Source organism: Streptomyces sp. NPDC001231 (genome assembly GCF_042896885.1).
Classification (GTDB): Bacteria; Actinomycetota; Actinomycetes; order Streptomycetales; family Streptomycetaceae; genus Streptomyces.
In genome coordinates this window covers 95,557-115,215 of the sequence record NZ_JBIAXS010000003.1, presented here as the reverse complement: position 1 = coordinate 115,215, position 19,659 = coordinate 95,557, and the positions used below count along the sequence as shown (strand labels likewise).

Genomic DNA, 19,659 nt, shown 5'->3' with positions numbered 1-19,659 from the left:
AGACGTCAGTGTTCCGTACCGTCGCCCCTCGAGCGTCCCGCGTTGCCGGCGTCGTCCGCGGCGTCCGCCATGTCCAGCAGTGCGCGCAGCACCTGCTCGTCGCCGGGCGGCAGCGTGGTGACGAAGCTGGTCAGCACCGCCTCGCGGTCCCGTTCGCCGTCCAGCAGCCGGCGCATCCGGAGCGCCGCGAGGCGGGCGACGTCCGCGGTCGGGGTCCACACGAAGGAGCGGCCCCGGCGCTCGCGGGAGACGACGTCCTTGGCGAGCAGCCTGGTCAGGATGGTGACCACGGTGGTGTAGGCGAGATCGCCGCCGAGCCGCTGCTGCACCCAGGCCGCGGTGACCGGGCCGTCCGCCTCGCGGAGCGCGCCGAGCACCTGGCTCTCCAGTTCGCCCTGCCCGCGCCGGGCACGCCGGTGTTGTGTCGTCATGTGCGTCTCCCTCCGGCGTCGGCGTGTCGCACCACGCTACTTCACACCTGCGGTGCGGCCGGGGGTGCTGCACGCCGGTTCCCGCACGCCCCGCGGGAACCGGCGCGTCCTCACCCGCTCAGGCCGCACGGGCGCCGGTTACGCGCCAGGTTGGTGGCCTGCCTGCGCCAGGCGGACCGGGCCGGGCGAGCGCCGTGGCATCCTGGCGTGATGGCTTCTCCCCGTGCGCGTACGCCCCTGGCCGAGCAGGTCGAGGAACTCCTCGCCGACGGCGGCCCGTTGCCCATCGTCGCCGCCGGCGACCCGGTGCTGCGGCGCGCGGCCGAGCCGTTCGACGGCCAGCTGGAGCCCGAGCTGCTGGCCCGCTTCGTTCGGGCGATGCGCCTGACCATGCACGCGGCGCCGGGCGTGGGACTGGCCGCGCCGCAGGTCGGGGTGGGGCTGCGGATCGCGGTCGTGGAGGACCCGGCACCGGTGCCGGACGAGGTGCGAGTGGCGCGCGGACGGGTGCCACTCCCCTTCCGCGTGCTGGTCAATCCGTCGTACGAGGCCGTCGGCACCGCGCGCGCCGCGTTCTACGAGGGCTGCCTGAGCGTCCCTGGCTGGCAGGCCGTGGTGGCGCGGCACGCCGAGGTGCGCCTGCGGGCCCTGGACGAGCACGGGCGCGCGGTGGACGAGGTGCTCTCGGGCTGGCCCGCCCGGATCGTCCAGCACGAGAGCGACCACCTCGGCGGCACCCTCTACCTCGACCGCGCCGAACTCCGTTCCCTCTCCTCCGGCGACGCGATGACGCGCCGCTGGACCCAGCCGACCCCGGCGGAGGCCGCGCGGGCGCTCGGCTTCGAGTTGCCGTAGGCGAGCACCGGAGCACCGCCCCTGCGGGGAACTGCCCGAACAGCCGGGGCGGTTCCGTGGGCGCGTGGTCAGCCCCGGTAGGCCTCCAGCAGGCGGAGCCACACCTCGCTGATCGTCGGGTAGGACGGGACCGCGTGCCACAGGCGGCTGATCGGAACCTGGCCGGCGACGGCGACGGACGCCGAGTGGAGCAGTTCGCCGACGCCGGGGCCGACGAACGTGACACCGCGCAGGATCTCGGTGTCGAGGTCGACGACCATGCGGGCGCGGCCGCGGTACCCGTCGCCGTACAGGCCGGCCCCGGCGACCGAGGAGAGGTCGACGTCGACGGCCCGGACGCGGTGGCCGGCCTGTTCGGCTTCGGCCAGGGACAGGCCCACGGCCGCGGCCTCCGGATCGGTGAAGACGACCTGCGGTACGGCGTGGTGGTCGGCGGTGGCGGCGTGCGCGCCCCACGGGTCCGTCTCCAGCAGGGGCACACCGGCCGCACGGGCGCCGATCGTGTCGCCCGCGATCCGGGCCTGGTACTTGCCCTGGTGGGTGAGGAGCGCGCGGTGGTTCACGTCGCCGCACGCGTACAGCCAGGTGCTGCCCAGCACGCGCAGGCTGTCGTCGACCGGAAGCCAGGAGCCGGGCTCCAGGCCCACCGTCTCCAGGCCGATGTCGTCGGTGTGCGGCGCGCGCCCGGTGGCGAAGAGGATCTCGTCGGCCTCGACACGGTCGCCGTTGCCGGTGACGGCCACGACGGTGCCGTTCTCGCGGGCGACCGACTCCACCGCGGTGCCGGTGCGGATGTCGGCGCCCGCCTCCGTGAGGGCGTCGGCGACCAGTTCGCCGGCGAAGGGTTCCATGCGCGGCAGCAGCCCCTTGCCCCGGATCAGGACGGTGACCTGTGCGCCGAGCGCCTGGTAGACGGTGGCCATCTCGGTGGCGACGACACCGCCGCCCACGATGATCAGCCGCCCGGGCACCTGTTCGGCGCTGGTGGCCTCGCGGCTGGTCCACGGCTTGACGGCGTCGAGCCCGGGAAGGTGCGGCAGCAGGGCGCGGGTTCCGGTGCAGACGGCGACGGCGTGCCGGGCGGTCAGCGTCCTGCGCGTGCCGTCGGGGCCGTCGACCGTGACCGTACGCGGACCGGCCAGCCGGCCGTGCCCGCGGTGGAGGTCGGCGCCGATGCTGTCCAGCCACCGCACCTGACCGTCGTCGTGCCAGTGCGAGGTGTACTCGTCCCGGCGGGCGAGGACCGCGGTGGCGTCGAGGGGTCCGCGCACCGCCTGGCTCAGACCCGGCAGACGGCGGGCGTCGGCGCGGGCGATGACCGGGCGCAGCAGGGCCTTGCTGGGCATGCACGCCCAGTACGAGCACTCGCCGCCGACCAGTTCGCTCTCCACGATCGCGGTGGACAGGCCGGCCGCCCGGGTGCGGTCGGCCACGTTCTCCCCCACGGGTCCGGCGCCCAGCACCACGACGTCGTACGCGATGGTTTCCGTTTCGGTCATGGGGTCAGTCTGGTGGGTGGTGTGCGCCCTGGCCACACGGGTACGTGCGCGGAATACCCGTAGGGTCGGCCGTGTTGTGCCCACGGCTTCGCCCCACGCCGGTAAGCCGACACCAGGAAGCACCAGGAAGAGGGATACGTCATGACCAGCACCGTGGAGCTGACCAAGGAGAACTTCGACCAGACCGTCACGGACAACGAATTCGTCCTCATCGACTTCTGGGCGTCCTGGTGCGGACCGTGCCGTCAGTTCGCCCCGGTCTACGAGAAGGCCGCCGAGGACAACCCGGACCTGGTGTTCGGCAAGGTGGACACCGAGGCCCAGCCGGAACTGGCGGCGGCCTTCGGCATCCAGTCCATTCCGACGCTGATGATCGTCCGTGACCAGGTCGCCGTGTTCGCGCAGCCGGGTGCGCTGCCCGAGGCCGCTCTGGCGGACGTGATCGGCCAGGCCCGCAAGCTGGACATGGACGAGGTCCGCAAGGCGGTCGCCGAGCAGCAGAACGGTCAGTAGAAACGGTCAGTGGATCGGTCGGCGGATCGGACCGCGAGGTCTCGACGGGCTGCTTTCCGAGCGTGCCGGGCGGTGGGTGTCCTCCCTGCGGGAGTGGCGCCCACCGCTTTGTCGTGGGGCCGGTCGGCCTGCCGCAGGTCACTCGTACGGAGGTCGCGCGGATCACGTGCACTCGCGGTCATGCGGAATCGCGGGTCATGTGGACTCGCGGTGGACCACCGTCGCGCCCAGCACCGCGTGCCGCTCGGGCGGGGCGCCGGGGTCGCGAACGGCGCGGTCGACCAGTTCGGCGAGGTCGCGGCCGGAGGGCAGGTCGATGTGGACGGTGCTCAGCCGGGGCCGCAGCAGCCGCCCGAGCATGAGGTCGTCGGCGCCGATCACGGCCGTCTCCTCGGGGATGCGTACGCCCCCGTCCTGCAAGGCGCGCATCAGCAGCATGGCGTACTCGTCGTTGTAGGCGAACACCGCGTCGAGATCGAGGTCGCGCCAGCGGGCGGCCAGGCGGGTGGCGGACCTTTCGTCGTATCCGAGGGGCAGTTCGGTCACGCTGCCGTCGGTGCCGCGCAGGGCGCGCCGTACGCCGGCGAGCCGGGGCCGGGAGAACATGTCCAGTCCGCGTTCCTCGGGCACGACCACGCCGATACGGCGGCGGCCACGGGCGTGCAGGTGGACACCGGCCCGGTGGCCGACGCTCTCGTGGTCCATGAGCAGCGCGTGGGCCCCCTCGACGGGCTCCGGGCCGAGGGTGACGACGGCACGCGCGCCGGAGCGTTTGAGCACCGAGACGCCTGCGGGTCCGAGCCCCGCTCCGGACACCAGGACGGCGACCGGGCGCAGTTCGGCCCAGGCCCGGGCGGCCTCGTCACCGGGCAGGCCCGCGGTGGCGTGCTGTACCACGGTGTAGTCGAGGAGGCCGAGCGCCCACTGGAGTTCTTCCAGGAAGCGGCTGTAGAGCGGGCCTGCCGGGATGGCCGGGGCGGGCATCAGGACCATACGGCTGTGCCCCGCGCGCAGGCTGCGCGCCGCCGCGTGCGGCACGTACCCGAGTTCCTCGGCGGCCTCGTGGACCCGGCGGCGGGTGGGCTCGCTGATGCGGACCGCTCTGCTGTTGTTCAGGACGTAGGAGACGGTCGCGCGCGAGACGCCGGCCAGTCGGGCCACGTCGGCGCTCGTGGGCACGGAGCGCGGAGCGGGCGACGGGGGCGCGGCGGGTTTGGGAATCTGCACCATGACGTACGGCATCTTGGCAGAAGCCGTGGGCGGTCCGTCTGGTGAACTGCCCTATTCCAGACGGAAGTTGAAGCAGCAACAGATACGGGGTGGGTGCGCGGAGGGCGAGGGCGCGCAGGTCGCCCTGCCGGGCCGAGCGACCCTGCCGGGTGCTTTGCCGGGCCGCGCCGTCTGTTCGATGGCCCGGGGGGCGAGGACACGACGCCGATGTCGGTGCCGATGTCAGCGCCAGTGCCGGTGCCGGCGTCGGTGCCGGTGCCGATACCGGTGTCGGTGTCGGTGCCGGTGCCGGCCCCGCGGCGCGACCCCGGGGACATCGCCGCCGACCTCACCGGGCCGGCCGGCGCGCGGCCCGCCCGCATCGCCCGACCGGGTGATGTCGAGGCGGCCGTGTCCGCGTACGGGAAGGCCGGTCGTGCGCGTAGGCCACGTACGGGAAAGCCGCGCGCACGCAGACCGACGGACGGGAGAGCCGCGCATGCGCGGCTCTTCCGCTCCTCGGCGCGAACACCGCGCAAGCCCGCCGGAGGCGTTCGCCGGAAACACACGCCGATCGCGGCCGAGTCGGCCGTACCGGCCCCCGGCTCTCAGCAGGCCGGCCCCGTGGAGGTGATCCGGGCGACGAGGTCGTGCCAGCCGGACTGCAACCGCTCCATCGGCATCTGGCACTGCCGGGTCAGGTGGTGGATGAGGGCGGGCTCGAGGTACCCCATCAGCGTGTGGGCGAGGAGTTCGCTGTCCGCGCCCGGGGCCGCCTGCCGCAGCAGCATCGTCACATGGGCGTACTGGACCTGGCGGGCGGGTACGCCGAAGCGGCGGGCCGGGCCCGGGTCGGCCGCCAGTTGCAGTTCCAGGTCGTCGGCCGCACGGCGCAGCGCCACGCAGCCGAAGGCCCTCAGCCGCTCGGCGGGCGGCGCGCCGGGGCCCATGGGCGGAGGCCCGCTGAGGAACGCGGCCTGGAACTTCCGCTCCGAGTGGTCCAGCAGCGCCCTGAGCAGGCCGGTGCGGTCGCCGAAGCGCCGGAAGACCGTCCCCTTGCCCACCTCGGCCGCCGCGGCGACCGCCTCCATCGTGACTCCGGCCGCGCCGTGCTCCGCGACCAGGCGCGCGGCGGCGTCCAGCAGCCGGGCGCGGTTGCGGGCCGCGTCGGCCCGCAGACAGGGCTCGTCCTCGCCGGTGCCGAAGTCGAGCAACACCGGCTGCGCCAACAGCTCCCGGGTCTCCTGAGGTTCTTGAGGCTCCTGGGGCTTCGGAAAGGGCGGCAGGGGGCGGGACATGAAGACAGCGTAAGGCATCGGGAACAGAACTGGACCGTGGTCCGCTTAAGGTGGTAGAAAATTAAACGGACCTCGGTCCGGATCTGTAACGCCATTGTGTCATCCCCCTTGGAGTCCCCCATGTCTGTTCGCATCCTCGCGCTCGTCGGCAGCCTCCGCGCCGGCTCGCACAACCGCCAGCTCGCCGAGGCCGCGACCAAGCTCGCCCCCGCGGGCGCCGAGGTCGAGCTGTTCGAGGGCCTGGCCGACGTCCCGTTCTACAACGAGGACATCGACGTCGAGGGCAGCGTGCCGGCCGCCGCCGCCAAGCTGCGCGAGGTCGCCGGTACCGCCGACGCCTTCCTGCTGTTCTCCCCCGAGTACAACGGCACCATCCCGGCCGTTCTGAAGAACGCCATCGACTGGCTGTCCCGCCCGTTCGGCGCCGGTGCCTTCGTCGGCAAGCCCGTCGCCGTCATCGGCACCGCCTTCGGCCAGTACGGCGGCGTGTGGGCGCAGGACGACACCCGCAAGGCCGTGGGCATCGCCGGCGGCAAGGTGATCGAGGACATCAAGCTCTCCATCCCCGGCTCCGTGACCCGCTTCGCCGAGACCCACCCGGTCGACGACGCCGAGGTCGCCGCCCAGCTCACCGAGGTCGTCGCGCGCCTGCACGGCCACACCGGCGACGTGGCTGCCGCCTGAGCACCCCGGAAGGGGCCGGCGCCCAGTGGGCGCCGGCCCCTTCCGGCTTTCCGCGGGGATCCGCGACCGGGTCCCGCCCTCCGCGCCGGTGCCTACGGGCAGGATTCCCCGAACTTCACCGCCGTGAAGGACACCGGCTGCCCCTTCAGCTCGGTACCCGGGCCCGGGGTCTGCGAGCACACCTGCCAGTTGCTCTCCACCAGCACCCACCGGTGGTCCGGCGACGCGTCCTTCACCGTGAGCGACGTGCTCGCGTCGAGGGCGGCGCGAGCCGCCTTCACCGACTTCCCCTTGAAGTCGGGCATCCTCCCGCCCTCGGCCGAGGGCGGAGCCTCGTCCTTCGCGGGACAGGACTCCTCCAGCTTGACCGCGCCGAAGTCCAAGGTCGTATCGGTCGGGACCGTCGTGCCCGCCGCCACGTTCTGGCTGCACACCTTCCAGTTCCGGTCGAACGCCTGCATCCGGTCGCGGCCCAGGGCGTCGTGCGACTTCAGCGAGTAGAAGCCCTGTTCCTGGGCGGCGTCCTGCGCGGACTGCAACCCCATACCGACGAAGGCCGGCATCTTCTTCCGCTGGTCCGCTCCCGGCTTGCCGTCCTGCGCGGGCTCGCTGCCGCCCGAGGCGACGGGGGCCGACACCGAAGGAGTGGCGCCGCCCGGCGACTTGGTGCCGTCCGCGGGGTCACAGGCCACGAGGACGCCGGCCGCGGCACAGGTCAGAACAGCGGCGGCGAGACGGGTTCGCACGGATTCCCCCCAAGTAATGCTGGTACAGGGGAATAACGGTAGACCAATCATGAAAGAGAGGGGAAATCCACCGTCCGGTCCCGGACACCGGTCGCGCGGACAACGGCCCAGGCCACTCCCTGTTTCTCCGGCAACCCCCGTACGGCGACCGGAACATGAGTCCGCCGTTCTTACGCAAATGGGCCAACGGTATGTTTGACAGGCCAAGTACCTGTACATGGCGAGGGACGGTCGGAATGAACGGGGCATGTCGACCTGTCGCGGGCGTTTTCAAGTCGCCTACGCGGCCTGGCCGTTACCCGGTGACTCCGCCCGTCGCGACGCCGTATCGCGCGGCACACCACTGCCGCGGATCAGCAGACGTATCCGGAGGGATCTGTTCGTGACGAGTCAGCAGCGCACCAGTTCACGCCGCCGCTCCTTCGAGGTCTCGGTCGGCGCCGTGGGTGCGGTCGCGATGGCGATAGCCCTCAGCGGCTGCTCCAGCGGCCCGGACTACCAGGGCACATGCATGAACAAGCTGACCCAGAAACGCGTGACGGACCATCACTGCAACTCCGGTGGAGCCGGCGGGGCCGGTGGGGGGAACTACGCCTGGTGGTACACCCCGAGGGGCAAGGACGTTCCCGCCGTCGGGCAGAAGGTCGACCTCAGCAAGGGCAACGGCTCGTTCACTGCGCCGAAGTCCGGCAGCGTCGTCCGCGGCGGCTTCTCCGCCAAGGGCGGCAAGGCCGGTTCGGTCGGCGGCTGATCCATGCGACGCGAACCCCGCACCCCGAGGGCCGGCTGGGAGCAGACGGTCCTGCGGTCAGGCCTTCCGTTCCACACCGAAATACGGCCCGACGGCCGCAAGTTGCCCTACTGGAACGAGAGCGCCGCCTACGTGCTCACCTCTCGCGAGGTGGATTACCTGGAGGACGTCACCGAGGAACTGCACGCGATGTGCGTGGCGGCGGCCCGGCACGTCCTGGAGAAGGGCGACGTCGAACGCCTCGGCATCGACCGCCGCTGGGCGAGACCCATGCTCGAGACCCTCGAGAACGAGTCGCCGAGCGTCTACGGCAGATTCGACTTCGCCTGGGACGGCACGGGCGACGCCAAGCTGTACGAGTACAACGGCGACGTTCCGGCGGCGCTCCTCGAAGCCGCCGTGCTGCAATGGCAGTGGCTGGAGGACGTGCACCCGGACCGCGACCAGTTCAACACGATCCACGAGCGCCTGGTGCGGACGTGGCAGCGGCTGGCTCCGCGGCTGGGCGGCCAGGTCCACTTCGCGCACTCCGTCGACGAGCCCGACGAGGACATCATCACCACGGCGTACCTGCGGGACACGGCCGTCGAGGCGGGCCTGCCCACGGTGGGCCTGACGATGGAGAACGTCGGCTGGCACAGCGGCATCCGGCGCTTCGTGGATCTGAGCGACGTACCCATCGACTCCTGCTTCAAGATGTATCCGTGGGACTGGGCGTTCGAGAGCGTCTACGCCCCGCAGTTGGAGGCCGAGCCCCGTTCGACGCACTGGCTCGAGCCGATGTGGAAGGCGCTGCTGTCCACCAAGGCGCTGCTGGCGGTGCTGTGGGAGCTTCACCCCGGCCACCCGAACCTCCTGCCGTCCTACCTCGAAGGTCCCCGCGATCTGGTCGAATGGGTCGCCAAGCCCCTGTGGGGCTGGGAGGGTGCCTCGATCAAGGTCCGTTCCGCGGAGCACCACTTCGACCAGGCCGGCCCGTTCGACGACGGCCCGTTCCTCTTCCAGCAGTTCCACCGGCCGCCGTCCTTCGACGGCAACCACATGGTGATCGGCTCGTGGGTCATCGGCGGCAGGTCGGCCGGGATCGGCATCCGCGAGTCCAACGAGATCGTCACCGACCGCCGGTCCCGTTTCGTTCCCCACCTCATCGACGCGCCGCGTTCCACTCCGGAGCAGGTCGCGCACTGGCTGCGGAACGACTGACCGCAGCACGGTGTCGGCGAGGCGTCCGTCGGGGCCCGGCGGCAGGGCCGTGTGCCCGGGGACTCGCTTCCGTGGCCCCCGGGGCCGCCGGTCACGCCGCCGGCAGGCTGATGCCGAGGGCGATCAGGACGGCCACCTTGACGATCTCCAGGGCCACGTAGGCCAGGTGTCCGCGTGAGCGAGGCCGGTCTTCGCCGGCCTCTTCACCGGCCAGGACGAGGTCGGACCTGCGGTTGAGGCGGGGGCGTACGAAGGCCAACTGGGCGAGGAGCAGCACGGCGACGGCCGCGGTCAGCCCGGCGACGCCCGCCGGAGGCCCGCCCGCGGCGACCGCGGCGATCACCACGACGGCCAGGACGCTCTCGACGAGGTTCAGCGCCCGGAAGACCAGCCGGCCGATGCCCAGTCCGATGGGGATGGTCACGCCGGGGGCCCGGAACTTCAACGGGGCCTCCAGGAAGGAAATGGCCAGCACCATACCGAGCCAGACGAAGGTGACCGCGCCCGCGACGGCGGCCGCCGTGGTGTTCATCGATGTGTCGCCTCTCTGCGAGGTGTGCAGGAACTGCCTTGGCCTGCCGGGCCGACCGGACCACCGGCCCTCAGGGCCAACGAGCCCACCGGACCACCGACCCGCCAGGCCACCGGACAACCAGGCCTGCCAGGACTGGCAGGTCTGCGCTGGACTGGCAGGTCCGGCAGGTCCGGCAGGTCCACCGGGCCACTAGGACCGCCGGACCGACAAGGCGCCTCCGGGCCCACCGAGGCCGCGTGTCTGCCAGGCCGCCGGACCCACCGGGCCACCGGACCCAACAGGTCTGCCGGATCTGGCGATCCACCGAGGTTCGAGGTACGCCGCGCCACCACGGCCGCCGGACCGACAAGGCCCAACCGAGGCCGCCAGGCCCGCCGGACCACCCGGACCACCCGGACCACCGGATGACCGGCCCACCCGGCCTTCGGACAACCAGACCGCAAGCCACCGCACCATCGGGCCCGCCTGGCCGCCTGACCCACCAGGTCTGCCGGGTCTAGCAGGTCCACCGAGGCTCGCAGGTACGCCACGCCACCACGGCCGCCGGACCACCCGGACGACCGGCCCACCCGGCCCCCGGACAACCAGACCGTCGGGCCACCGGATCCGCCCGGCCGGCAGCCGAGCCCGCTCGGTCACCGGGTCCACCGGGTCCGCCAAAGCTCGGCCCCCGCCGCCATTCACGTCACCCGCCCGGCACCGGCGCGGGCGCCTCGGCCCGGCGGGTGGCCAGGTGGGCCAGGCAGGAGTCGGGGGCCGCGAACGGTTCCAGGCCGGTCGCGACCAGCGGGGCACGCAGTTCGGCCAGCGCCCCCTGCATCAGGCCCAGATGGATCGGGCACACCAACTGGCCGTGCTCCTCGGCCAGTTCGAGGAAGGGGCAGTGGCGCAGCCGGATCCGCTCCGGTGGTTCTCCGGCGCCGCCGCCCTCCGGCTCCGGGGCGAAGCCCAGGTCGTCCAGGAGGGCGACGAGCCGGGCCGCCGCCCGCTCGGCCGTGGGCGGCGGCGAGGGCGGCAATGGATCGACCAGGAAACCGCCCCAGGCGCGGCCCGCCCCCGTCGCGGCCTCCCGCGCCCCGGGACCCTGGGACGCCAGTTGCCCGAGCAGGATCTGCGCCAGGAGCCGGTAGCTGCGCGTGCCCCGGCGGTCCATACCGGGCCGGGGGGCGTAGACGGTACGGGGGCGGCCGGGCCCCGAGGGTTCCTCGACCTGGCGTACGACGACGCCCTCGGCCACCAGGGCGTCGAGATGGAAGCGCACGGTGTTGGGGTGCAGCCCGATCCGCTCGGCCGCCTCCGCGACCCCCAGAGGCTCGGCCGCGACCCGCAGCATGTCCAGCACCTCGCGTCGGCGGGGGCTCTCCCGTGGGGTGGTCACGTCCACTCAGCTCTTTTCACCCGAAGCTCTTCTCACCGAGCAGTTTTCACGAATCTTACATGTAATAATCGTTGGCCCGGGACGCGAACCCCGGGAGAAATGGCCGTCCTGGGGAATGAAGGGTGCACGATGACATCGCCTTCCGAGCACGGCACCGGGCCGGGCGGCCCGGCGGAGCCGGAACCGCGGGTCCTGTGCGACGCCCGGGCGCTGGCCGACGCCCCGCCGCTACCGGGCGGCGTGCTGTGGAAGCTGGCGGAGTCCGGGCGCCAGCTCGACGCGAACGTCGTACGACTGGCGCCCGGCACGGGCGTGGCGCCGCACCGCGAACCGGACCTGGACGTCCTGCTGTTCGTCGTCGCGGGCGGTGGTGTGCTCGGCGCGGGCACCGGCGACGAGCCGCGGCAGCTGACGGAGGGCGCGGCGGTCTGGCTGCCGCACGGCTCCACCCGCAGCCTCACCGCCGGCCCGGACGGCCTGACCTGCCTCACCGTCCACCGGCGCCGCCCCGGCATGCGGATCCGCCCCCGTGACGGGGCTTGACGCGCACGCTCTAGGGTTCCCCCGTGACTGCCTTTACCGATGAGACCGACGAGAACGTACCCGGCCGTTACGGCCCCGCCGCCACCACCGAGGCCGACCCGCGCGAGGTCGGCCGGGTGCGCACCGAGTACGCGCCCGCGCACGACGGCGACCCCGACCCCGGGGAGATCGTCTGGACCTGGGTGCCCTTCGAGGAGAACGACGGCCGGGGCAAGGACCGGCCGGTGCTGGTGGTGGCGCGGGAGTCCGCCGGGACGCTCCTGGCCGTGCAGCTGTCCAGCAAGACACACGACGGAGACCGCGAGTGGGTGGCCATAGGCAGCGGCCCCTGGGACCGGTCGGGACGGGATTCGTGGGTGGACGTCGACCGGGTGCTGCGGCTGCACGAGGACGGCATGCGCCGTGAGGCGTGCGCGCTGGACCGGATGCGGTTCGGCCTCGTGGTGCACCGCCTGCGGGAGCGCTACGGCTGGAGCTGACGCGCGGGCCGCGCGCCACGGCGCGTGGATCACCCGGTCGGAGTAGCACCGGACACGGGGCCCGGTCTGCCCGCGGGACTCCCGCGAAGAGGGCGGACCCATGCGGATGTGCCGGGCCCCGGCACCGCGGGTGAGCGTCTGAAATATCGCGGATACGGAGATTTGGCGCCACGATTGTCGCGATTTGCACCCTTGTGCGAATCGGCCGGAGGGTTTTGGCTGGGACGGTGCGGCCCCGGCCCGGCCCTCCGACCGCCGGGCCGGCGGCATGGTGGAATCTCAGGAGGATCCCGACATGTCCGATGCGCAACCCACCTCGGCGGGCGGCCGTGCGGAACCCCGTACCGCCGTCACCGAAGCCGAGGCCGAGGCTCTGGTCAGCGGCATCTGCTTCAAGACCGGACCGCCCCGCACCCTCGGGGTCGAAGTGGAATGGCTCGTCCATGAGCTGCGTGCGCCGCGGCTCCCCGTGACACCCGAACGTCTCGAAGCGGCCTACGCCGCACTGCGGACCATGCCCCTGAGGTCGGCGTTCACCGTCGAACCCGGCGGCCAGCTGGAGTTGAGCTCGCCGCCCGCCGCCTCCCTGATGGAGTGCATCGGTACCGTCTCCGCCGACCTCGACACCGTCCGCGCCGTACTGGCCGAGGACGGACTCCGTCTCGTAGGTGTCGGCCACGATCCCTGGCACACGCCCCGCAGATTCCTGCGCGAGCGGCGCTACGACGCCCTGGAGGCCTGCCTGGACCGCTCCGGCCCGGCCGGCCGGCACATGATGTGCGCCTCGGCGTCCGTGCAGGTCTGCGTGGACGCCGGCCACGAGGAGCCCGGACCGCTCGGCCACGGGCGCCGCTGGTGGCTGGCGCACCACCTGGGCGCGGTGCTGGTGGCCGCGTTCGCGCACTCCCCGCTGGTGGCGCGGCGCCCCACCGGCTGGCTCTCCACGCGGCAGCTGATGTGGATGGAGATCGGCCCGGGCCGGGCCGGCGCCCCCACGCTGAACGGCAGTCCCCGCACCGCCTGGGCCCGGCACGTGCTGGACGCGCCGGTGATGTGCGTACGGCACGAGGACAGGCCGTGGGAGGTGCCCGACGGGCTCACCTTCCGCAGGTGGATCAGCTCGCGCCGACCGAGGCCGCCGACCCGGGAGGATCTCGACTACCACCTCACGACGCTGTTCCCACCGGTCCGGCCGCGGGGCCATCTGGAACTGCGCATGATCGACGCGCAGCCCGGCGACGACGGGTGGATCGTGCCGCTGGCGGTCACCGCGGCGCTCTTCGACGACCCGGAGGCGGCGGAGACCGTCTACCGGGTGGTGAAGCCCCTCGCCGAGCGGTCCGGGCCGCTGCCCGCGCCGCACAATCCGCTGTGGACCGAGGCGGCCCGCTCCGGGCTCGCCGACCCCGACCTGCGCGAGGCCGCCGTCGCCTGCTTCGCCGCCGCCCTGGAGGCCCTGCCCCGGCTCGGCGCCACCACCGAGGTCACGGACACCGTCGCGGCGTTCCAGGACCGCTACGTCCGCCGGGGCCGCTGTCCCGCCGACGACCTGCTGGACCGGCTGCACGGCTCGGAGAACCCCGGGTCCGGCCTCCGTACGCCCCGGGGAACCCCCACCGCCCACGGGAAGGACATCGCGCCATGACCGATCCCGCCCTCGACGTCGATACGTTCGACGCCGAGACGTTCGACGCCGAGACGCTGCGCGAGCGCGCGCTGCGCTCGCTCACCGCGGCCCGTGACCGCACCACGCTGCTGACCACCTGCGTGGAGGAGCCCGACCTCACCGCCCAGCACTCGCCGCTGATGTCCCCGCTGGTGTGGGACCTCGCCCACATCGGCAACCAGGAGGAGCTGTGGCTGCTGCGGGCGGTCGCCGGCCGCGAGGCGATGCGCCCCGAGATCGACAGCCTCTACGACGCCTTCGAGCACCCGCGTGCCGAACGCCCGTCGCTGCCGCTGATGGCCCCCGACGAGGCCCGCGGCTACGCGTCCGAGGTGCGCGGCCGGGTGCTGGACGTACTGGAGTCCACCGCGTTCCACGGCACCCGGCTGACCGAGGCGGGCTTCGCCTTCGGCATGATCGCGCAGCACGAGCAGCAGCACGACGAGACCATGCTGATCACCCACCAGCTCCGCCGGGGCCCGCAGGCGCTGACCGCACCGGACCCGGAGCCGGCCCCACCGTTCACCGGTCCGCCCGAAGTCCTCGTCCCCGGTGGCCCGTTCACCATGGGCACCTCCACCGAGCCGTGGGCGCTGGACAACGAGCGCCCCGCGCACGTGCGCGAGATGCCGCCGTTCCGGATCGACACCACCCCGGTGACCAACGCCGCCTACCAGGCGTTCGTCGAGGACGGCGGCTACACCGAGCCCCGCTGGTGGGCACCGGACGGCTGGACCCACATACGGCGGCACGGCATCGACGCGCCGCTGTACTGGCGGCGTGACGGCGGGCAGTGGCTCCGGCGCCGGTTCGGCGTCACCGAGGCCGTACCGCCCGACGAGCCCGTGCTGCACGTGTGCTGGTACGAGGCCGACGCCTACGCCCGTTGGGCCGGGCGCCGGCTGCCCACCGAGGCCGAGTGGGAGAAGGCGGCGCGCCACGACCCGGTGACCGGGCGCTCGACGCGCTACCCGTGGGGCGACGCCGACCCCACGCCGGAGCACGCCAACCTCGGCCAGCGGCACCTGCGCCCGGCCGCGGCCGGCAGCTATGCGGCCGGGGAGTCGCCGCTCGGCGTAAGGCAGTTGATCGGGGACGTGTGGGAGTGGACGGCGAGCGACCTCGTCCCCTACCCGGGCTTCACCGCGTTCCCGTACAAGGAGTACTCGGAGGTGTTCTTCGGGCCCGAGTACAAGGTGCTGCGCGGCGGTTCGTTCGCGGTGGACCCAGTGGCCTGCCGGGGCACGTTCCGCAACTGGGACTACCCGATCCGGCGGCAGATCTTCTCAGGGTTCCGCACGGCCCGCTCGGAGGCCACCTGATGTGCCGTCACCTGGCGTATCTGGGACCCGAGGAGCCGCTCGGCCGGTATCTGGTGGAACCGGCGCACAGCCTGTACCGGCAGGCGTGGGCGCCCCGGCACCAGCGGCACGGGACGGTCAACGCCGACGGCTTCGGGGTGGGTTGGTACGCGGAGGGCGACCCGGTGCCGGCCCGCTACCGCCGGGCCGGCCCCATCTGGGCCGACCTGTCCTTCGCCGACCTGGCCCGGGTCGTACGCACCTCGGCGCTGCTCGCCGCGGTGCGGGACGCGACCCTCTCGGGCGCGGACGCGGAGGCCGCGGCGGCGCCGTTCGCCGCGGGCACCTGGTTGTTCAGCCACAACGGCGCCGTCACCGGATGGCCGGACTCGCTCGCCGCGGTGTCCCGGACCCTGCCGTCGCGGGACCTGCTGGCGCTGGAGGCCCGCAACGACTCGGCGCTCGTGTGGGCGTTGGTGCTGGCCCGGCTCCGCGGCGGTGACCCGGAGGGGCAGGCGCTCGCCGACACCGTCCTGGAGGTCGCCGCGGCGGCCCCCGGCTCGCGGCTCAACCTGCTGCTCACCAACGGCGAGACGATCACCGCGACCGCCTGGGGCGACAGCCTGTGGTACCTGACCGAGCCCGGCCGCCGCACGGTGGTGGCCTCCGAACCCTACGACGACGACCCGCACTGGGTTCAGGTGCCCGACCGCGCCCTGCTCGCGGCGAGCCGCACGGACGTCCTGCTCACCCCGCTGAAGGACCCCACCGAGGACCTGGCATCCGCACGATCCGAGGAGCCCCGCACGTGAGTGAGTTCCGTATCACCCGCACCCTGCCCGAGGACGCCATGGCCGCGGCCCTGCGCGCCGACGTCCAGAACGGCCTGACCTCCGACCCCAAGACGCTGCCGCCGAAGTGGTTCTACGACGCGCGCGGCAGCGAGCTGTTCGAGCAGATCACCGAACTGCCCGAGTACTACCCGACCCGTGCCGAGCGGGAGATCCTCGTCGGCCGCGCCGCCGAGATCGCCGCCGCGCTGCCCGCCCGCACCCTCGTCGAACTGGGCTCCGGTTCCTCGGAGAAGACGCGCCATCTGATCGAGGCGCTGCCCCGGCTGCACACCTACATCCCCGTCGACGTCAGCGACACCGCGCTGGAACAGGCCGGGCGGGCCCTGGTCGCCGAGCGGCCCGGACTGAACGTGCACGCGCTGATCGCCGACTTCACCGCCGCCCTGGCCCTCCCCCACTCCCCCGCCCCACGGCTGCTGGCGTTCCTCGGCGGCACGATCGGCAACCTGCTGCCCGGCGAACGCGCCGAGTTCCTGGCCTCGGTACGTGCCCTGCTCTCCCCCGGCGACGCGCTGCTGCTCGGCACCGACCTGGTCAAGGCCGAGGACGTGCTGGTCAGGGCATACGACGACGCGGCCGGAGTGACGGCCGCGTTCAACAAGAACGTCCTGAGCGTGGTCAACCGCGAACTGGGCGCCGACTTCGAGCCGGACGCCTTCGACCACGTGGCGCTCTGGGACGCGACGAACGAGTGGATCGAGATGCGGCTGCGCTCACGCACCGCGCAGACGGTGAAGGTGCCCGCGCTCGATCTCGCCGTGCACTTCGCGGCGGGCGAGGAGTTGCGCACCGAGGTGTCGGCGAAGTTCCGCAAGGACCGGGTGAGCGCGGAACTGGCCGCTGCGGGGCTTGAGTTGGAGCGGTGGTGGACCGACGGCGAGGAACGTTTCGCGCTGTCGCTGAGTGTGGCGCGGTGACTTGGGCCGGTGACGGGGGTGGGGCACCGACCGGACGCCGTTGAGGCACTCCGCGCCCTCCGAGCCCTCCTCCCGGTCCTCCGGGCCGTTGCCCGGAGGATTCGGGGGGCCATCACCACCCGGGGCCCCGGGGGTTACGCCAACTGCTTGGTGATCCGCTGTGAGGCGCGGCGGGCCTCCGTCACCGGGTCGCCGCCGGAGAGCACCTTCGTCATGTAGTCCTTGATCGGGTTGTCGGCCTCGACTGTGGCCCACTGCGGCGTGTTGGGGGTCGCGCGGCCGTGTGCGGCGCCCGCCGCCATGGCCGCGACCCCCTCCTCGTCCGCGACGGCGGCGGCGAGCTTCGTCTTGTTGGGGACGTAGTTCATGGTGCGGGCGAGGTCGGTGTCCCACTTGGCGCCGGTGAGGGCGGCGACCACGGCGACGGCGCCGTCCCGGTCGCTGGTGTTACGGGGCACGACGAGGTCGGAGCCGCCGGTGAACACCGTGCCCGGCCGGGAGGCGGTCCTGCCCGGCACGGGGAAGAAGCCCAACTTGTCCTTGAGGTCGGGGTTCTCCTCCACGATGGTCTGGGCGAGGCCGGGCACCGCCACGATCTGCGCCACCTTCCCCTCGGCGAACACCTCTGCCTGCGGCGGGTGTTCCTCGTCGGCGTCGACCGGGCCCCGGCCCAGCGCCTGGAGTTGCCGGTAGAAGTCCATGCCGCGCAGCGCGGCGGCACTGTCCAGGGCGCCCTTCCAGCCGCTGTCGGTCTCCGTGGCAAGGTCGCCGCCCTCGTCCCAGATGAAGCCGGAGAGCGTGTACCAGTCCTGTCCGGCGAGATAGATCCCCTGGTCGGCCGTGGAGTTGAGCTTCTCGCTCGCGGCCAGCCACTCGGTCCGGGTGCGGGGCGGCTTGGTGATGCCCGCCTGCTCGAACAGGTCCTTGCGGTAGATGACGACCCGGTTGGCCGCGTACCACGGGATGCCGTACTGGGAGGAGTTGTCCAGCCCCGGTTCGGCCAGGCCGGGCAGCCAGTCCCGCATGCCCCAGTCCCGCATCGACTCCAGCGTCAGGTTGGTCAGCCTGCCGCCCTTGGCGTACTGCGCGACCTGGGTGTTGCCGACCTCGATGACGTCGGGGCCGCCCTCGGAGCGATTCGTGAGCGCGGCCTGGACCTTCGGACCGATGCCGGTCCACTCCTGGACGCGGATGTCGAGACGCAGGTCTCCGTGGGTGCGTTCGAAGTCCTCGGTGAAGCGGTCCAGGAAGTCCTGCGACGCGCTGCCCTTCATCATCCACACGGTGACGGTGTGCCGCCCGCTTCCGCCCAGCGACAGCACGCCGCAGGCGCTGACCAGGAAGGAGGACGCACACACCAGAGCGAGGAGGCGAGGTCTCACGAGGGGTCCTGTTCTTTCCGACGCACAGGGAAGGGGCCCGACGTGGGGGGACGAGCAGGGGCTCGCGCGGGTGTGGCTGCGATTTTGGTATGGACCAATGCTCGGGTCAAGTGATGTCCCGCTTGCCACACTTCTTCGTCTCGCGCCCCGCCTGCGTATACGGCACGGTGGAGTGACGCGCGCCACACGCGCGCCCGGAAGTCGTGACGCCCTTCACTCGCGTCACCGGCGCCGCCGGCCGAGAGGAGCCACCCGCATGACCGACCACACCTACCGGGTCACGGAGATCGTCGGCAGCTCGCACGAAGGCGTCGACCAGGCCATCCGCAACGCCATCACCCGCGCCTCGCAGACCCTGCGCAACCTGGACTGGTTCGAGGTGACCCAGGTGAGGGGCCAGATCGAGGACGGGCGGATCGAGCACTACCAGGTCGGCCTGAAGGTCGGCTTCCGGATCGAGGAAGCGGACTGACGCGCCTGCGTCCCCCGCTCGCGTACGTCCCTCTCGTACGTCCGTCTTGGCGCGCCCCACTTGCCGCGTCCCACTTGGGGCGTCCCTCTTGATGCGTGGCCGGCCCTCCCGCGGCTCAGGTACGCCCCTTGCTCTCCTGCGCGGTCCTCAACGCTTCGGACGGCGCCGTCCAGCGGGCGCGCAGGACGCGGAACCCCGCCTGTTCGGCGTCCTCGCACACCAGCTCGTCGTCGTCCACGAGGACACGGATCTCCCGGTCGTGGGCGAGCCGCCGCAGGATCTCCAGCTTGGTGCGGCGGGCCGGCCTGCGGTCGCCGTCGCGTCGCATGTGCAGGCGCCCCTCGGGCAGCCCGTGGGCGACCAGCCAGTCCAGGGTGTGCCGGCGGCACCGCTCGGGCCGCCCGGTGAGGTACACGACCTCGCACTCCGCCGCGCTCCGGCGGACCAGCTCCACGCCCTGCCCGATCGGCGGATCGTGGGGCGCGGCCGCGAAGAAGGCGTCCCAGTCGCGCGGGCGGCGCTGGAGGAAGCGCTGCCGGTGCGCCGTGTCGGCGAGGGTGTTGTCCAGGTCGAACACGGCGAGCGGTCGTCTGTTGCTGTCCGTCACCCCGACAGCGTAATCGGGCCCCCACGGAGCGGGCCGGGGGCGCGGAACGCCGCCGTCCGGATGCGGCGGCGCGGCCCGCATCCGATGCTGGGTACATGCCCGGAGCACTGCCTGTGATCGTGCACCCGCCCTCCCCGACGGGCGGCCGGCGCGTCCGCGTGAACGGCGAGATCCTGGGACTGGCCTACAGCGTCGCCGACGTCGCCGAGTTCCTGCGCCGCGCGGGGCTGGACGTCGATCCCGTGGAGGTGTCAGTATCCCCGCTGATCGACTGGCGCGGGGGCGGCCCGGAGTACTGGGGTCCCGAAACCGACGACACGCGCGCCTGAGCGCCGC

Annotated in this window: 22 protein-coding genes; 13 read left to right on the top strand and 9 right to left on the bottom strand. The window is 72.7% G+C overall.

Annotated elements, in window-relative coordinates:
- Positions 1-5: 5 nt before the first annotated feature.
- Complete coding sequence (locus tag ACFY3J_RS05020) at positions 6-431, bottom strand: BlaI/MecI/CopY family transcriptional regulator (RefSeq protein WP_390840297.1); 426 nt, start codon at positions 429-431, stop codon at positions 6-8.
- Between the two features lie 210 nt (positions 432-641).
- Between ACFY3J_RS05020 and ACFY3J_RS05015 the strand changes: the two genes are divergently transcribed.
- On the top strand, positions 642-1,286 hold the full coding sequence (locus tag ACFY3J_RS05015) for a peptide deformylase (RefSeq protein ID WP_384176797.1): 645 nt from the start codon (positions 642-644) through the stop codon (positions 1,284-1,286).
- A 68-nt stretch (positions 1,287-1,354) separates the two neighbouring features.
- On the opposite strand, the gene ACFY3J_RS05010 is transcribed toward ACFY3J_RS05015, so the two are convergent.
- Positions 1,355-2,785, bottom strand: a complete 1,431-nt coding sequence (locus ACFY3J_RS05010) for a dihydrolipoyl dehydrogenase family protein (protein WP_384176795.1) — start codon at positions 2,783-2,785, stop codon at positions 1,355-1,357.
- 141 nt (positions 2,786-2,926) lie between these two features.
- Between ACFY3J_RS05010 and trxA the strand changes: the two genes are divergently transcribed.
- A complete protein-coding gene (gene trxA / locus ACFY3J_RS05005) occupies positions 2,927-3,298 on the top strand; it encodes a thioredoxin (RefSeq protein WP_384176793.1) in 372 nt (123 codons plus the stop codon).
- 195 nt (positions 3,299-3,493) lie between these two features.
- Here the strand turns inward: trxA and ACFY3J_RS05000 are convergent, their stop codons facing one another.
- The gene (locus ACFY3J_RS05000; RefSeq protein ID WP_384176791.1) at positions 3,494-4,528 is read right to left on the bottom strand and encodes a LacI family DNA-binding transcriptional regulator; all 1,035 of its coding nucleotides are present in this window, start codon (positions 4,526-4,528) and stop codon (positions 3,494-3,496) included.
- 587 nt (positions 4,529-5,115) lie between these two features.
- Positions 5,116-5,805: a TetR/AcrR family transcriptional regulator gene (locus ACFY3J_RS04995; RefSeq protein ID WP_384176789.1), complete on the bottom strand. Its 690-nt coding sequence runs from the start codon at positions 5,803-5,805 to the stop codon at positions 5,116-5,118.
- Between the two features lie 120 nt (positions 5,806-5,925).
- On the opposite strand from ACFY3J_RS04995, the gene ACFY3J_RS04990 reads away from it, so the two are divergent.
- Positions 5,926-6,489, top strand: coding sequence for an NAD(P)H-dependent oxidoreductase (locus ACFY3J_RS04990; RefSeq protein WP_384176787.1), 564 nt, complete (start codon positions 5,926-5,928; stop codon positions 6,487-6,489).
- A gap of 92 nt (positions 6,490-6,581) precedes the next feature.
- On the opposite strand, the gene ACFY3J_RS04985 is transcribed toward ACFY3J_RS04990, so the two are convergent.
- Positions 6,582-7,286, bottom strand: a complete 705-nt coding sequence (locus tag ACFY3J_RS04985) for a PASTA domain-containing protein (RefSeq protein ID WP_384176785.1) — start codon at positions 7,284-7,286, stop codon at positions 6,582-6,584.
- A 331-nt stretch (positions 7,287-7,617) separates the two neighbouring features.
- On the opposite strand from ACFY3J_RS04985, the gene ACFY3J_RS04980 reads away from it, so the two are divergent.
- Together ACFY3J_RS04980 and ACFY3J_RS04975 are read left to right on the top strand one after the other, a co-directional pair.
- A complete protein-coding gene (locus tag ACFY3J_RS04980; RefSeq protein ID WP_384176783.1) occupies positions 7,618-7,986 on the top strand; it encodes a hypothetical protein in 369 nt (122 codons plus the stop codon).
- Between the two features lie 3 nt (positions 7,987-7,989).
- Entirely contained in the window at positions 7,990-9,189 is a 1,200-nt protein-coding gene (locus ACFY3J_RS04975; protein WP_390840293.1) for a glutathionylspermidine synthase family protein, read from the top strand.
- A gap of 91 nt (positions 9,190-9,280) precedes the next feature.
- On the opposite strand, the gene ACFY3J_RS04970 is transcribed toward ACFY3J_RS04975, so the two are convergent.
- A complete protein-coding gene (locus tag ACFY3J_RS04970; RefSeq protein WP_390840291.1) occupies positions 9,281-9,721 on the bottom strand; it encodes a hypothetical protein in 441 nt (146 codons plus the stop codon).
- A gap of 688 nt (positions 9,722-10,409) precedes the next feature.
- Positions 10,410-11,102 (bottom strand): helix-turn-helix transcriptional regulator, encoded by a 693-nt coding sequence (locus ACFY3J_RS04965; protein ID WP_390840289.1) that lies wholly within the window; start codon positions 11,100-11,102, stop codon positions 10,410-10,412.
- A 129-nt stretch (positions 11,103-11,231) separates the two neighbouring features.
- Here ACFY3J_RS04965 and ACFY3J_RS04960 point away from each other — a divergent pair, with 129 nt between their 5' ends.
- The 6 genes from ACFY3J_RS04960 (at position 11,232) to egtD (ending at position 16,862) form a co-directional block, all read left to right on the top strand.
- Positions 11,232-11,645 carry a hypothetical protein gene (locus ACFY3J_RS04960; protein ID WP_384176777.1) on the top strand — a complete coding sequence of 138 codons (414 nt, stop codon included), beginning with the start codon at positions 11,232-11,234 and terminating at the stop codon, positions 11,643-11,645.
- Positions 11,646-11,668: 23 nt separating this feature from the next.
- Positions 11,669-12,124 (top strand): type II toxin-antitoxin system PemK/MazF family toxin, encoded by a 456-nt coding sequence (locus tag ACFY3J_RS04955; protein WP_384176775.1) that lies wholly within the window; start codon positions 11,669-11,671, stop codon positions 12,122-12,124.
- Between the two features lie 295 nt (positions 12,125-12,419).
- A complete protein-coding gene (egtA, locus tag ACFY3J_RS04950; RefSeq protein WP_390840286.1) occupies positions 12,420-13,769 on the top strand; it encodes an ergothioneine biosynthesis glutamate--cysteine ligase EgtA in 1,350 nt (449 codons plus the stop codon).
- Positions 13,766-15,112, top strand: a complete 1,347-nt coding sequence (egtB, locus tag ACFY3J_RS04945; RefSeq protein ID WP_390840284.1) for an ergothioneine biosynthesis protein EgtB — start codon at positions 13,766-13,768, stop codon at positions 15,110-15,112. Before egtA ends, egtB begins: the two co-directional genes overlap by 4 nt.
- A complete protein-coding gene (egtC, locus tag ACFY3J_RS04940) occupies positions 15,112-15,903 on the top strand; it encodes an ergothioneine biosynthesis protein EgtC (protein ID WP_390840282.1) in 792 nt (263 codons plus the stop codon). Before egtB ends, egtC begins: the two co-directional genes overlap by 1 nt.
- Positions 15,900-16,862 (top strand): L-histidine N(alpha)-methyltransferase, encoded by a 963-nt coding sequence (gene egtD, locus ACFY3J_RS04935; RefSeq protein WP_390840280.1) that lies wholly within the window; start codon positions 15,900-15,902, stop codon positions 16,860-16,862. The genes egtC and egtD overlap by 4 nt, the downstream gene beginning before the upstream one ends.
- A gap of 134 nt (positions 16,863-16,996) precedes the next feature.
- Here egtD and ACFY3J_RS04930 read toward each other — a convergent pair whose 3' ends face one another.
- Positions 16,997-18,244: an extracellular solute-binding protein gene (locus ACFY3J_RS04930; protein ID WP_390840278.1), complete on the bottom strand. Its 1,248-nt coding sequence runs from the start codon at positions 18,242-18,244 to the stop codon at positions 16,997-16,999.
- A 256-nt stretch (positions 18,245-18,500) separates the two neighbouring features.
- Between ACFY3J_RS04930 and ACFY3J_RS04925 the strand changes: the two genes are divergently transcribed.
- Positions 18,501-18,716, top strand: a complete 216-nt coding sequence (locus ACFY3J_RS04925; RefSeq protein ID WP_225076789.1) for a dodecin — start codon at positions 18,501-18,503, stop codon at positions 18,714-18,716.
- Between the two features lie 115 nt (positions 18,717-18,831).
- On the opposite strand, the gene ACFY3J_RS04920 is transcribed toward ACFY3J_RS04925, so the two are convergent.
- Positions 18,832-19,323: a hypothetical protein gene (locus ACFY3J_RS04920; protein WP_390840276.1), complete on the bottom strand. Its 492-nt coding sequence runs from the start codon at positions 19,321-19,323 to the stop codon at positions 18,832-18,834.
- Positions 19,324-19,418: 95 nt separating this feature from the next.
- Here ACFY3J_RS04920 and ACFY3J_RS04915 point away from each other — a divergent pair, with 95 nt between their 5' ends.
- Positions 19,419-19,652 carry a hypothetical protein gene (locus tag ACFY3J_RS04915; protein WP_384176759.1) on the top strand — a complete coding sequence of 78 codons (234 nt, stop codon included), beginning with the start codon at positions 19,419-19,421 and terminating at the stop codon, positions 19,650-19,652.
- The last annotated feature ends 7 nt before the right edge of the window (positions 19,653-19,659 follow it).

What these genes read in the sequence shown, in the direction of transcription:
- ACFY3J_RS04960 (WP_384176777.1), top strand. Translation starts at nt 11,232, where the DNA reads ATGACATCGCCTTCCGAGCACGGCACCGGGCCGGGCGGCCCGGCGGAG.
- ACFY3J_RS04970 (WP_390840291.1), bottom strand. Translation starts at nt 9,721, where the DNA reads ATGAACACCACGGCGGCCGCCGTCGCGGGCGCGGTCACCTTCGTCTGG.
- egtB (WP_390840284.1), top strand. Translation starts at nt 13,766, where the DNA reads ATGACCGATCCCGCCCTCGACGTCGATACGTTCGACGCCGAGACGTTC.
- ACFY3J_RS04925 (WP_225076789.1), top strand. Translation starts at nt 18,501, where the DNA reads ATGACCGACCACACCTACCGGGTCACGGAGATCGTCGGCAGCTCGCAC.
- ACFY3J_RS04985 (WP_384176785.1), bottom strand. Translation starts at nt 7,286, where the DNA reads ATGATTGGTCTACCGTTATTCCCCTGTACCAGCATTACTTGGGGGGAA.
- ACFY3J_RS05015 (WP_384176797.1), top strand. Translation starts at nt 642, where the DNA reads ATGGCTTCTCCCCGTGCGCGTACGCCCCTGGCCGAGCAGGTCGAGGAA.
- ACFY3J_RS05020 (WP_390840297.1), bottom strand. Translation starts at nt 431, where the DNA reads ATGACGACACAACACCGGCGTGCCCGGCGCGGGCAGGGCGAACTGGAG.
- ACFY3J_RS04990 (WP_384176787.1), top strand. Translation starts at nt 5,926, where the DNA reads ATGTCTGTTCGCATCCTCGCGCTCGTCGGCAGCCTCCGCGCCGGCTCG.
- ACFY3J_RS04915 (WP_384176759.1), top strand. Translation starts at nt 19,419, where the DNA reads ATGCCCGGAGCACTGCCTGTGATCGTGCACCCGCCCTCCCCGACGGGC.
- egtA (WP_390840286.1), top strand. Translation starts at nt 12,420, where the DNA reads ATGTCCGATGCGCAACCCACCTCGGCGGGCGGCCGTGCGGAACCCCGT.
- ACFY3J_RS05000 (WP_384176791.1), bottom strand. Translation starts at nt 4,528, where the DNA reads ATGGTGCAGATTCCCAAACCCGCCGCGCCCCCGTCGCCCGCTCCGCGC.
- trxA (WP_384176793.1), top strand. Translation starts at nt 2,927, where the DNA reads ATGACCAGCACCGTGGAGCTGACCAAGGAGAACTTCGACCAGACCGTC.
- egtC (WP_390840282.1), top strand. Translation starts at nt 15,112, where the DNA reads ATGTGCCGTCACCTGGCGTATCTGGGACCCGAGGAGCCGCTCGGCCGG.
- ACFY3J_RS04995 (WP_384176789.1), bottom strand. Translation starts at nt 5,805, where the DNA reads ATGTCCCGCCCCCTGCCGCCCTTTCCGAAGCCCCAGGAGCCTCAAGAA.
- ACFY3J_RS04975 (WP_390840293.1), top strand. Translation starts at nt 7,990, where the DNA reads ATGCGACGCGAACCCCGCACCCCGAGGGCCGGCTGGGAGCAGACGGTC.
- ACFY3J_RS05010 (WP_384176795.1), bottom strand. Translation starts at nt 2,785, where the DNA reads ATGACCGAAACGGAAACCATCGCGTACGACGTCGTGGTGCTGGGCGCC.